We start from the raw sequence: 13,230 nt of genomic DNA, 5'->3' as shown, positions 1-13,230 counted from the left end.
TCTTATTCAATGTTAGTATGTGTGGGTGACTTTAAACTCCACATTTGTCATATTAATTAATCATTTATAAAAAACAACAATGAAACAATTTTTTTTAATAATAGCTTTTTTAATTGGAAACCATGTTTTTGCTCAAAATGCGGGTGATGATTATCGTCCACTAATGCAAAATTTTACACCGACAGATTTAAGTCAATACAAACCGGTATTACAGACTACTTTAGACAGATCTTATAAGATCGACCCTAAAGTTGGCTTTGCAATTGAGGAAACAAAACCTGGGAGTCATATTTATGTTTTGACCGATGGAGTATGGCAGTCGGCAGCAGTTGTTACTAGCCAGGGAGTGGTGCTTTTAGATGCACCGGAAAGTTTTGGAATGAATATTGAAAAAATGGTAAAACAGGTGACAGACAAGCCTATTGTTGCTTTGATTTATTCGCACTCCCATAATGACCACATCTCAGGCTCCCAATATTTAAAAAATATAAAGAACTTGGAGATTATTGCAGCTAAACCAGTTGCTGATTATTTAAAGGAAAAAAATGACCAGAAAAGATTAGTCCCTACAAAATCATTTGCGGGATCGTTTATCTTCAAAAAGGGCGATAAAACATTTGAATTGAAGGAACTCAATTTTCATTCTAATGAGAGTGAACTCGCAATATACATTCCTAAAGATAAATTCCTTATGGTTGTTGACCTGTTTACCCCCGGATATGTGCCTTTTAAAAATATGGATTTGTCCAATAATATGTATGGTTATCTAAAAGCATTTGACAAAGTTTTATCTTATGATTTTGATGTTGTTTTGGCGGGACATCTTACTGCAATAGGTAACAGACAGGATGTTGTCATTGCTAAAGAATACACCATGGATCTTTATCAGATTGTAAAGAAATTATATCAGGAAACAGATATGATGAAAGTAATGGGGGATGCTGCAAGCCATGTTGGATGGACCAATAAATTCTTATTGTTTAATATCTATTTAGATAAAATCATTAAAGAAGGCAATGACCAGCTTGTTGCCAAATGGGGTAATAGGCTCGCTGCAGTAGATGTGTGGGGACCAAGTCATGTATCGACTATGTTGAACTATGTAAAATGGGATGATTAGTAATATAAAGAGTCAGCAGGATTGTTGAACGTAGCAATTTATTCCTGATGACTTTAAGACACTTGGAAAAACCTCACCGTGATAAAGGTTAAGGAAAAATTATAGTTAAATTTACGATACTGTAATTTGGAAAATAAGACCAAGGACTTACTCCATATTATTTTTATCTTTTTTATGTCATCACAATTTAAAAATTTTGGATTTCGATGTATCTGCCAGAAGGATACGCAAGACCTTTGTAATCCCAATTTATAAGAATGCAAGATGATGGTTTTCTTCCGAATCAATTGACAGGTTGTCAATATCACCATAATTGAAATCAAAAAGAAAAAGCTGAGAAAATTGAAACCTTTAATTTTGGATGGGGGTTTGCTATATCTTATTATATTTTGTCAACAATATTTCTATATCTTTGATGAGATTAGTTAGGGTTTGTGTAATATGATCCCCGATATTCATTAAAATATTGAGTATAAAAGAGTTTCAGTTTCTGTATCGAAAGTTAAATCTGGCTTTTACATATTGTTGAAATGTTTTATATTTACAACTAGAAATTAAAGCGTTCTTTGGTTCAAGTTGTAAAAATTTTGCAGAAATAGTACATTTTATTATGTGAATCTATATTATTGAAATTTTGGCAATTTCATGGCACTTTTAGATTTATCAAGAAAAAATAGTATAAATAGAGCATTTGCAAGAGGGGTTCGAATCCCTCTCTCTCCGCAAAAGAAAACCTTAGAATATCTTATTCTAAGGTTTTTTTTATTTCCGAATGCCGTGTAATAATCACTTTAATAGCATACAAACGTTGAGAAGAACGAAAACGTTATCTGCCATCTTTATAACATACAAGAAAAAATATGATCAGAAAATTATCCTTTTTATCCTTTTTTATTTTTAGTTCCGCTTTTTCCCAGGAAAAATATGAAGACAGCATAAAAAACATTATCGAAAAAGATTTTGTTAGCATTAAGGCCATGGATTTCAAAAATCTGGTTCCTTATCAAACTGAAAAAGGAATGGGGTATTTAAATTCAAAAAACAATAAAATTGTTGTAAAGCCCAACTATTACCAATTAGATTTTGCTAAACCCAATTTAAGAGGGAATTACGATAATATTGCCTATTTTGAAATCAACAAAACAACTAAGAAAATGGAGGTTTTTTTGCAAAACTGGCAAATTTTTGAAGCTTCTCCAGGAAATGGCCCTATCAAAAAAGCATATTCAAAAGGGTTTTATGTAGTCAATAATTCAATTTTTTCTTTTTCAGACACTTATACTTACTGTCCGGAATTATTTAAATACAGGAATGAGGATTTTGCTATCGCCATTAAGGATAATACATATGCAGTCATAAAATCTGATGGTGAAACTTTAAAAAACCTTGATTTTGATTATTCCAGTTTGCAAATTGTAGACATAGGAAATGACAACATTTGGTTCAAATACAAAACGGTAGGTGGAGAACTGGGTTTCATTAATATGAATGGAGAAAAAAAACTTATAAATGACATCATCAGCAATAGCAGAAGTCAAACAGAAGGTTATTTTTCTTTTATTGATTCAGAACATTCTACAAGAAGAAAGTATTATGGGTATTCTATTGAATCCAATGATGAATCGTATGGAGTACTGGACTTGTTGACCATGACCTGGCTCATTAAACCACAGAAAGCACTTAAAATTGATGAAATTAATTACACAACAGATCAGAATGTAGACGAAAAATATGATTTAGAAGATAGAAAAAAATTGAAATTTTATTTCTTGGTTCGGGAAGAAAAAAATGAAACAGCCTACTATATTGACGACAAATTAAAAAAATATGTACCCAAAAAATAAAACGGCGTTTATAGGTAACGAATTGTAAACCATATTGTTTAGCGCCAAAACACCCAATTCATGAAAAAAACTTACTTATCTCATGGATATTTTTATTAGTATTGTAAAAACTAATTCAACCGGTTGAGCGGGTTTATTTAAGTGAACTGCTAACCATTCCAAAAAGAAAGTATTTTCCAACTCATGAATATTGACGATCAAATATTATTTTTTTTAAGTGCCCTGGGTGTTTTTAATAGTGTTGTTCTGAGTTTTTACTTTTTATTCTTCAAGCACCACAAAGCTCAGTCTGATTTGTTTCTTGGGCTTTTATTATTGTCTTTAAGTGTAAGAATAGGAAAGTCCGTATTTTACAATTTCAATCCGCAGTTGTCAAAAACGTATTTACAAATAGGTTTGTCAGCTTGTTTTTTAATTGGTCCTTTGTTGTATTTTTATGTCAGATCCATACTGCAAAATCTTAATTATTCTTTTGCAAAATATAGTCTCACGCTAATCATTGTCATCATAAGCGGGTTTGGTTTTCTTTTTCCATACAAGGATAATCCTGCCATATGGAAAGGAATAATTTATTACTTGATCAATATTCAATGGTTTGTTTTTATTGTATTATCCATTTATGAAGCCAGACAGATTTTCAGGAAGCTGGTGACGAATCGTAACCAAATCAGCTATCACGAAACCTGGGTATTGTCGGTTATTTTTGGGGTTTCAGCCATTTGGCTTTCTTATACTTTAGCTAAATACACATCCTATATTTCCGGATCGCTGGCTTTTTCCTTCAGCTTTTACATTTCCTTCCTTTTGATTTATTATGTAAAAAGCAAAGCATCAGTTTCAGTGACTCTTAAAGAAAAATACGTCAACAAAATAGATGAAAAATTAGTTAAGGAAATTCAGGAACAAATCAGTGTCCTTTTTGAAACGAGAAAAATGTATACTAATCCTGATCTTACATTATCAATTTTAGCAAAGGAATTACATATTCGCCCTCAATTGCTGTCACAGTTTATCAATGACAATTTGAAGAAAAGTTTTACTCAGTTCATCAATGAATATCGGATTGATGAAGCAAAACGGTTATTAAAAGGAAACACTCAGTTCAAAATAGATGCTGTGGGCTTTGAATCCGGGTTTAATTCCAGCAGTACATTTTACAGTTCATTTAAAAAAATCACAGGAACTACGCCTTCAAATTATCAAAAAGATAATTTTTACTCCTAAAATATACATCCGGACTTCATATTCATAAATCTGGAACGTTTTAAAAATGAATCAATATAATTTTGAGAAACATTTTTAAAACGTTAAAATCTTAAGTTTATGAAAAAAATCTTTCTTGCAACCCTATTTGCATTACTGTCCAATTTATGTTTTTCACAATCGGATCAGGTTCTGATTGAAAACTGTATTCAAAACTATATTGAGGGTACATCCTATAATAAGCCTGACCATATCAGTAAAGCTTTTTATGCTGAAGCCAATCTTTTTCTAAGCCACAAAGAAAAACCTTTATGGATCGTTCCCATTTCAGAATATGTTACCTGGTTTCAAAAAGGGAGTAAAGGCGTATTTAATGGTCGTTTAGGGAAAATCGTCTCGATAGAATTTTATAATGATATTGCTGTTGCAAAAGCCGAAATTCTCATTCCTGAAAAAAAACAGGAATTTATGGATATGTTTCTGCTCAAAAAACTTCAGGGGGAATGGAGAATAATCAGCAAATCTGCAAGCAGCAAATCAAGTAACAAATCCGGAAAAAAAATACTATTCATTGTTTCCAATGCCCATTATTACGGAAAATCAACCATTTCAACAGGAAACAGCTTTGCTGAAATCGTAAATGCTTATGATACTTTTGTAGATTCGGGGTATACCGTTGATTTTGTAAGCCCTAAAGGTGGTGCTATTCCTTTAGCCTACATCAATACCTCTGACAGCCTGCAAAAGCAATATGTATATAACCGGGACTTTATGTACACCTTAGAACATACGGTGAAACCTGAAGAAATTGATTATAGAATGTACAAAGCAGTTCATTATATCGGAGGTGGAAGTGCCATGTATGATGTTCCTGAAAATTCAGCGATTCAACGCATTGCTTTGCAGGTGTATGAAGATAATAACGGCATTATTTCTTCGGTATGTCATGGAACGGCGGGTATTGTTAACCTGAAAACTAAAAATGGCAAATTCTTAGTGGAAGGGAAAAAAATAAGTGGTTATCCTGATTCCTTTGAAAAACAGGATGGCGAATATTTTAAACACTTTCCATTCTTAATTCAGAAGACCATAGAAGAGAGAGGGGGCGATTTTAAATTCTCAAAGAAAAATGAAGCTTATGTTGAACAGGATGGCCGGATTATCACAGGGCAGAATTTTCAGTCATCCAATAGTGTTGCCTTAAAAATTATTGAATGGATTGAGAAAAATAAGTAGAATAATTGATCAATATTTAAGAGATAAAAACCTTTAGATTTAATCTGGAGGTTTTTGTTTTTATAATCAATTTTTTTGTGTCAAATTAAATTTTATCATCAAAAATACTTGGAAACATCAACCCAATCATCTGTGTATATCCGTGTAATCCGTGGTTAATTTTTACAATTCAATTATAAAAAAACAGTTTTTTTTCACGCAAAGTTCGATTATAATTCCGTATAATATAAGTTGAGCAAAGAAGGAATCAATTTCATTGATTCGACTAAGCGAGCGTTTTATTCATATGCTTTATCAGTGACGTAGTTGAACTCTTATCTTTCTCAGAACTCAGCGCCTCCTAAACGAATCTTTGCATCAAAAAATGTTTATCTCTTCCCAGTTTTGAAATTGATCCTTTATAGTCTCTGAACATTAAACTATTGATTGAATGATCTTTATTGTGTGCATAATAGATCTTAACAGAAAATTAAGTTATCGGAATTTTAAATTCTAACTTAGGTGAAATATTTGACAGCATGAAAAATAACTACCGAAAATCAAAAATTTATGAAAAAGGATCTTTACTGATCATCTTTTATTTATTTTCGTTTCTAATGCTCACTTCCTGTGAACAGAATGAACCGGAAGGGAATGGTACTTTGGGTGCGCCAGAAACTCAAAACCTGAAAAAAATGGGGGATATTACCCTGCAGAAAAATGTGATTATTCTTAATGAGGAATCGATATCGGCGATTTCTTCTACCAATAATCGTGAAATTATATTCAGCAGATCTTCACCACAAACAGACAGTATCCAAACGGGAAGTATCCTTACCGGAACCCAGTTAGACGGAGATCAGGTACATACCATTCTTGCCAAAGTGACTTCCGTATCTAAGGTACAGAATCAGATCTTTGTGCAGACGGAAAGCGCAAAACTTGAAGAATTTATTTATAGCGGAACCATCAGCGGAACCTATGACCCGGCCGAAAATAAACCGGTCAATATTAATGGAAAGATGGCTAATTACGTTCCTTTGAAGGGTTTCACGACTCCAAATCTGGTAAACGGTATTGAAAATCTTGAAAGAAAATCATCAGGCGCATCACAAAAACTGATCGAATTCAACCGTTTCAACTTTGATAAAACCATTCCTTTGCCTACCCAACAGGCAGGTCCCGTATCCGTAGCATCTAATGTCCATATAAAAGGAGGATTCACTCCAAAAATTGATTATAAAATTGATTTTTCTTTCGGAAGATTAACCAATTTTGAAGTCAACTTTATGATGGACGAAATAGCCCTGCAGACTTTTGCGAATATCCAGGGAAGTTTAGGTTATACTGTCAGTGTAACGGATTATCTTAATATTCCTATTGCGCCCATCGTACTGGGGCCTACAGGTCTTATATTAAGCCCGACAGTTTCAGCAGGTCCTTATGTAGGAATAGCCGCTACAGGAAAAGCACAGGTTAAACTTCTTGATATTACAGGAAATGCCAATATTTTGGTCGGAAGAAATCCATCCATGAATGTTTCACTGAAAAAAGAAGATGACCTGAGAATCACCAATCTGGAAGGCAACGTGAATGCGGAGGCTGGAGTAGAAGCGAAAGGTGCTGTCGGCCTGATGTTTATCACCGTTCCCTTAGCCAATTCAGGTTTAAAAGGAAGAGTATCTGCCGTTCCTTCGCTGGGGGTAGTTCTTATCCCTGAAAGAAAAGGCGTTATTGATTTGAAAGCGAGAATCCAGGCCAATCTGTTTTATGGATTCGGGGTTAATCCTTTCAGATATGAAGGCACGTTTCCTCTTATCCAGAAGGAATATCCAATCTATCACAGGGATTTTTATTTTTAGAATTAAACTCTGAATAACATATATAAGATGGCATTTGTCATCCTTTTTAAATATAGAAAGCACAGATTTTTTGGTCTGTGCTTTCTATTTAAAATAAATTCAAAAAATATTATTTCCTGATGATCTTTGCCGCTTTAAAGATATTTCCTTTGGCATCTTTCAGAGAAAGTAAATAAGTGCCGGCTGGATACTTAGGAAGATCTGCATTGATGGATTTTTCAATAGATTCAAGACTTCCTTTTGAACTGAAGAGTACTTTACCATCCATACCGGAAATCTGTGCACTGTAATTTCCTGAAGCATTTTTTAATTGAATGTGAATAGTGCCATTCTGCTCCACAGGATTAGGATAAACAATCAATTCAAAATCTTTATTTTCCGCTTCCGTAACTCTAAGGGTTGAAGGTGGCGTAGAAGGATACACCAGAATTTTCTGGCCGTCATAACCCACTGCATAAACAGCTACAGCTGTAGAAGGGTAGTACACTTTTGTAGTTTGGTTGGTAGTGTCACCCGTACCCGTTACAGATACATAAATCAATTGATTATTGGCATTGAATGTCTCATAGGCTACTGCATTTTTCCAGACACTGTGCTGTACCGTAAGATAATTATTGCTTAAAGCAGCACCCTGACCTGTCTGGCCGCTTAACGGAAGTTGGTTGCGGAAAGCCCCGACACTTCGGGATGAAATATAATGCATCACCGGAGAAACAGGCTTCTGATAGTTTTTAGCCTGTATGGATGCAACAGTAGCATCGATCTGAGCTTGCGTAATGGTAAGCTGTCCGGTGCCGTAATCATCAATAGATCTGTTTATTGGTTTTAAAAACCCGGTTTTAATGAAGAATCCGGTTAAATCTTCCTGCACCGCATCGCAGGTATTTTTCACGAAATTCAGAAGCAGTTCACCATTTGAAACCCCTGAAGCATTGAAACTTCTTGCTTTGTTGGCAACTGTCCCGAACCAGTGCGCATAATCTACTCCCGTATAATTAGTCGGATAATTAAAGGACAGAATCGGGGCATTTCGTGAAGCTCCGGCCAGCTGATAATACAGTTCAAGCTGCCAGAAAGGGACCAGCACTTTGAAAACATCTGTATTGGTATTCCCCTGTAAAGCTTCCTGATTGATTGTGGTATTCAAAATAGCTCCGTTTATTCTTCCGCCCGCGATGCTGGTCATTCCAGTGGCTGGTTCTACAGATTCTCTTTCCAGACGGGACATTCCATCGTTTTGTGGGTTCATATGATAATCTACCCATGTACTGTGCATATTATTGGTAACTTCTGTAGTCCCAATCCATTTAATATCCGGTCTGATCTGATTGATGTGTCCGAATTCATGTGCAAGCCCCCATAAAGACAATTGATTGACATCTGCCATACTTTCTTCGCCCCAGTCAGAATCCATATTGATCCCTAATCCGCCGGCATACCATCCTCCGCCATTATTGCTATAGCTGAACATGCGGTTTTTCGGAACCAGATTATATTTATACAATCCCATCACAAGCCACTCATTTTTTACAATAAGGTCGTATTTTGAAATAAGTTCCGCAGGATTAAAAGGAGCATAATTTTTAAGCATACTTTTTTTATAAACCAAATGAGAATGCTGCCCTACAACGTCAATCATATGGTATGCTGAATTCGTAAGATCCGTTTGCCAGTCACTTTGTGCAGATGTTTGATAGTGATAAAGACCATTGACCTTACCGGAAACAATATTGATCTTAATATCAGGCAATAACGTATTGGTATTGTAATAACTGATGTATCCAAGGCCACTGTTGGTAAGCTGAAATACATTCAAACCATTATGAAGTTCATAATAGGAGGTGGTACCGCCAAGAACGGTAGAAAAATCTTTCACCTGCAGCGAAATACTGGCTCCTGAAGGAATATTCTCAGCAAACAAAGCCATCTTATTTCCCTGTGCAAACACAATACCTGTAGGGTTTTCAAAACTATCGTAGCCGGTTCCTACTTTTAAATTACCTGTCGTAACAGCAATAGGTGGATAAACCTTATAATCCTGCACTCTGTATTTATCTACATAAGTCCTGTTGAACAGACACTGCGCCAACCCTTTATAAAACGGCGATGTGATCCCGTCGATATCTGCCTGGGTAACAGCAGGCTTTAACGCTGAGTAAAGAGTGTTGGCAAAAATCTGAGGATAAGGATTTGCTGCTCCTGAAGAGCCCGCTGTGTAAAAGCCCATTTCAGCACAGCTTGCGAAATTTCCCTGGCCGTTGTTTACCGTAATCCTCACATTTAAAGGAGTAATCTGATTAGGAAAATAGACATTCACAGGAGAAGAAGAATGCTGAAAGTCAAACGACATCAGGGTAACAAACGTACTGTTTGCCGTCGTATTATAACTGATGCTCACACTTCCAAACCGACCGTTGTCTCCGCTGGTTCTGGGCGTGTATTTCAGATAATCGATAGGAGTGATCCCGTCTAATCTGTAATTTAATACTACCGGAAAAACAGTATTGCCATACGAAGAGTGATAGAGCGTGCTTACATTATTATCATAAGACTTATCGATATTTTCTCCCGACTGATAAGATGATGCTGTAGTTCCCGAAGGAATGATGGTGGCCTTTGTATCGTTGGCGCCATTTACACTTAGTTCTGAAGTATTGATGGTACAGTCCGTACCGTCAGCAATTACAGGCTGTGTTTCAGAAAAGAATTTCATCTCGGCGCAGCTTGAGAAGTTTCCTACGCCAGCGTTGACCGAAATTTTAATAATGTAAGGATTCTGGATTGCTGTTGGAAAAACTACCTCCTTATCCTGAGCATTGGTTGCCCAGGTTAAATTATTGCTTACCGCAATGAAAGTGTTGGGAGCTGCCTGTGTACTGTAGGAAATACTTACATTGGTCCACATTCCGTTTGTCCCGGATTGTCTGGGCGTGTAAACCAGCTTTTTAATGCTGGTGACATTGGAGGTAAAATAAAATTTAAGCTCATCCGGAATACCGCTCTGAGACCATTTGGAGTGATAAATAGTGGTATTATCGCCATCAAGCAACTTTGCAAATTCAGCTCCGGGCTGTGCCGGCTGCAAAGAGGTACCTGAATATACGGGAACCTGATAAAGCTGCGAAAATACAAGCGATCCCCATAAAACAAAGAAATACAATAGTAATTTTTTCATAATCATATATTTAAAGTAATAAGTTTTCGTGGATTTAAAAAAAATATGATAACTATACATGGTGGTGAATCTATAATTCCATAAGGTTTCCATCCCTTCCTAATTATTTTTGGTAAACTGTTTCGTAACTTCCTCGATTCCTAAAGTTAATCTATATATCCATGTTAGGGCTTGTCTTTTTTTTCATTAGTTGATACTATATTGTCATTTTTCCCAATATGTTGATATATATGAAAGGATTGGAGGAATTTTGTTTTTGAATTTCAAATTTATCTTTAATATTTACTGTATAGGAATTACGGGTGTAAAGAATTGTGATTTTGCATATAATCCGGTTCAGTATTATAAATTGGAACGGAATATATTATTTAAACAATTAATAATCAGATATTTATATTGTATTGCTTTAATAGGTTCGTATTTATCCTGCTGAACATTCTAAGCTTTTCCGATGCCTAATTTTGCATCATACTTATTTTTATTATGAATGCAGAAAAAGTAAAAAGAGCAGGTAACCAAAATCCGTTTTGGATGTTACATACCCACCCATAGAATGCCCTATAAAGACACCCTAATTATTTAAAAAAAATAAAAAAACAATGAAAACACTCCTGATTTTTTCGATGATGTTGTTCAATTCTTTTCAACCCGATACGACAACAGCTGTTACCAAAGAATATCTGAATTATTCTATTATAAAAGACGATAAAACCATTGGTAATATCCGTGTGGAACGTTTTTTGAAAGACGATGTCACCGAATATCTTTTTGAATCCCGGGCTAAAGTGAGAATCCTTTACAGTATTGAAATTTACGACAAAATGGGGGTCACTTTTAAACAGAATATTCTGCAGCAGGCTAAATTGTACCGGACAATGAACGGGAAGCTCAAAGTGAATAATACCGCTACATGGAACGGCAGTTTTTATAATCTTTCGGATAAAGATGGTGCCAGTGGTTCTTTGAAACAGTCCATTTTCAGCTCTACGGCAAGTCTGTATTTTAATGAGCCAGGAAATATGAAATCTGTTTTTTCGGAGAAATTCCAGAAAATGATTCCTATTCAAAAGGTTAATTCCAAAAAATACAGGATAGATCTGCCGAACGGAAACACCACTACTTATACATACAGCAACGGAATTTGCACTTTGGTGGAAGCTAATACAGATTTTGCGAACCTAAAGTTTGTTCTTAATACGAACTCCAAATAAAATGTATTAAAGTGCTCGTCACAAATAGCAGATCTCTTTTATTTTCGACTATCTTTTTAGTATTATGATAATTCAAGTTAGCTTCCTTGTGGTATATTTTATAGTAAGTCTCATATCAATAATAAACCTTAGAATCAGAGATTCTAAGGTTTATTTATTTTTAAATGATTATATTTTAGGATATAGTTATCATTGCTCTGATACCTTTTAGGCTTTAGCTCAGTATTTCACATGGTGCAATGCAAATCACCCAGGGACATCTTTTGATTCCCGGAGGCGGACAACAAGCTTCGGAGCAGCTTAATGCCCCACCATTGATATTCTTCAACTGATCTCTTGATATTTTTTTAGAATTTTTCATAATAAAGTAATTGGGTTAAACTTAAAATTTAAGGCTGATTTCCACCGCCGCATCCGTCGTATGGCATACACTGCCATTTGCCGCTGATTAAACATATCTGGCCACCCGGGCAGTTAATACCTCCTTTTATAGCCTTCAATTCCTGTCTTTCGATTTTTTTTAAATTTTTCATATGAATAGGTTTAGTTGTATCCGAAATTAATCAATTTTCTTCAACTAAAATAAAATTATTCTAAAAATATTTCTCTTAAATGAGTTTTATTGTATGATATTCTCAGGTTAAACATTCTATGATTCAGTAGGAAATAATTTCTGAAAACTTTGATAAATGCCATATAAATATGGCGTAGAATGTTGTTAGCAAACCAGAAACTCTTTTGAAAAACGAATTATTTAATAGGTCTTTATTTTAAAGCACGAGCAGGCTGTGATTCATCGTAAAAGCAATCAGTTCTGCAGAAGTTTTAGTATTTGTTTTTTTTCTGAGGTTCCGTTTATGATTTTCCACCGTATGATAGGAGAGGAAAAGCTTCTCTGCAATTTCAGGGCTGTTGAATCCCTGTGCCATAAGCTTTAGGACATCTTTTTCCCGATTGGTTATCGTAGGTTTTTCCATATCTATTTTATGCAGGTCTTGATCTATATGCTTGAAATACCGAACTTCATTATCCGTAAAATCTATGATAGAAAGTAACGGCATATTTTGAATAATGAAATGAGATAGATCGTAAATAACGACTAAAGAGGCTTTTATTTCATAATTGTTAATGTATTGAAGAGGGGACTGTAACAATATCCAGCGATATTCTCCATCTTGGTTGATCATTCTGCCATAATAATTAAATCTTACTTCTGTTTTTCCGGCCCTTAGAAGCTGCAGGCGTAAAGTGGCGGAAAATACAAAGGCAGCCATGATATGACGTCTGTCATCCGGATGAAAAAGATTCATAAAAAAATCAGTATCTGAATTAAGCCATTCTTTTTTACGGTAAGGAGTAAATTGCTCAATATTTTCACTGATCCGTTCAGTTCTCATTTTTGTATTGTTGGTAATGAACCAGAAGTAGGGGCCAATAGAGAATTTTTTAGCATTTTTAATTGACTCCGAAAAAAAATCAAAATAGTTTTTAGGCAAATCACTGTTCTTTGCAAAATAATCATAAAATTGCTGTTCATCTATCGGATTAATCTTTTTTTTCATAGCATGATCAATGGAATAATATTGTTGAATAAGGCGTG

The 13,230-nt window shown here is 34.9% G+C and carries 10 protein-coding genes; 6 read left to right on the top strand and 4 right to left on the bottom strand.

The annotated features are described in order from the left end of the window. Window positions 1–79 precede the first annotated feature (79 nt). The 5 genes from BM143_RS12795 to BM143_RS12775 all read left to right on the top strand — a co-directional run bounded on the left by BM143_RS12795 (window position 80) and on the right by BM143_RS12775 (window position 7,244). Entirely contained in the window at window positions 80–1,120 is a 1,041-nt protein-coding gene (locus BM143_RS12795) for an MBL fold metallo-hydrolase (RefSeq protein WP_090024831.1), read from the top strand. Window positions 1,121–1,980: 860 nt separating this feature from the next. Further along, the gene (locus BM143_RS12790; RefSeq protein WP_090024830.1) at window positions 1,981–2,964 is read left to right on the top strand and encodes a hypothetical protein; all 984 of its coding nucleotides are present in this window, start codon (window positions 1,981–1,983) and stop codon (window positions 2,962–2,964) included. A 576-nt stretch (window positions 2,965–3,540) separates the two neighbouring features. Next, window positions 3,541–4,188: a helix-turn-helix domain-containing protein gene (locus BM143_RS24015; protein WP_167375287.1), complete on the top strand. Its 648-nt coding sequence runs from the start codon at window positions 3,541–3,543 to the stop codon at window positions 4,186–4,188. Window positions 4,189–4,287: 99 nt separating this feature from the next. Continuing rightward, on the top strand, window positions 4,288–5,403 hold the full coding sequence (locus tag BM143_RS12780) for a nuclear transport factor 2 family protein (protein WP_090024828.1): 1,116 nt from the start codon (window positions 4,288–4,290) through the stop codon (window positions 5,401–5,403). A gap of 518 nt (window positions 5,404–5,921) precedes the next feature. Then, a complete protein-coding gene (locus BM143_RS12775; RefSeq protein ID WP_090024827.1) occupies window positions 5,922–7,244 on the top strand; it encodes a hypothetical protein in 1,323 nt (440 codons plus the stop codon). A 109-nt stretch (window positions 7,245–7,353) separates the two neighbouring features. On the opposite strand, the gene BM143_RS12770 is transcribed toward BM143_RS12775, so the two are convergent. After that, window positions 7,354–10,419: a M60 family metallopeptidase gene (locus tag BM143_RS12770; protein ID WP_167375286.1), complete on the bottom strand. Its 3,066-nt coding sequence runs from the start codon at window positions 10,417–10,419 to the stop codon at window positions 7,354–7,356. A 599-nt stretch (window positions 10,420–11,018) separates the two neighbouring features. Between BM143_RS12770 and BM143_RS12765 the strand changes: the two genes are divergently transcribed. Beyond that, the gene (locus BM143_RS12765) at window positions 11,019–11,630 is read left to right on the top strand and encodes a DUF6134 family protein (protein WP_090024825.1); all 612 of its coding nucleotides are present in this window, start codon (window positions 11,019–11,021) and stop codon (window positions 11,628–11,630) included. Window positions 11,631–11,844: 214 nt separating this feature from the next. Here the strand turns inward: BM143_RS12765 and BM143_RS24010 are convergent, their stop codons facing one another. The 3 genes from BM143_RS24010 to BM143_RS12760 form a co-directional block, all read right to left on the bottom strand. Further along, the gene (locus BM143_RS24010) at window positions 11,845–11,991 is read right to left on the bottom strand and encodes a bacteriocin-like protein (RefSeq protein WP_167375285.1); all 147 of its coding nucleotides are present in this window, start codon (window positions 11,989–11,991) and stop codon (window positions 11,845–11,847) included. 28 nt (window positions 11,992–12,019) lie between these two features. Further along, entirely contained in the window at window positions 12,020–12,163 is a 144-nt protein-coding gene (locus BM143_RS24005) for a bacteriocin-like protein (protein WP_167375284.1), read from the bottom strand. Between the two features lie 237 nt (window positions 12,164–12,400). Further along, window positions 12,401–13,192, bottom strand: coding sequence for a LuxR C-terminal-related transcriptional regulator (locus tag BM143_RS12760; protein ID WP_090024824.1), 792 nt, complete (start codon window positions 13,190–13,192; stop codon window positions 12,401–12,403). Window positions 13,193–13,230 lie beyond the last annotated feature (38 nt).

Origin of the sequence: Chryseobacterium oleae (genome assembly GCF_900115055.1) — a bacterium.
GTDB lineage: Bacteria > Bacteroidota > Bacteroidia > Flavobacteriales > Weeksellaceae > Chryseobacterium > Chryseobacterium oleae.
Note: the sequence above shows the minus strand (reverse complement) of the source record. Positions and strands in the feature narration are given on the sequence as shown.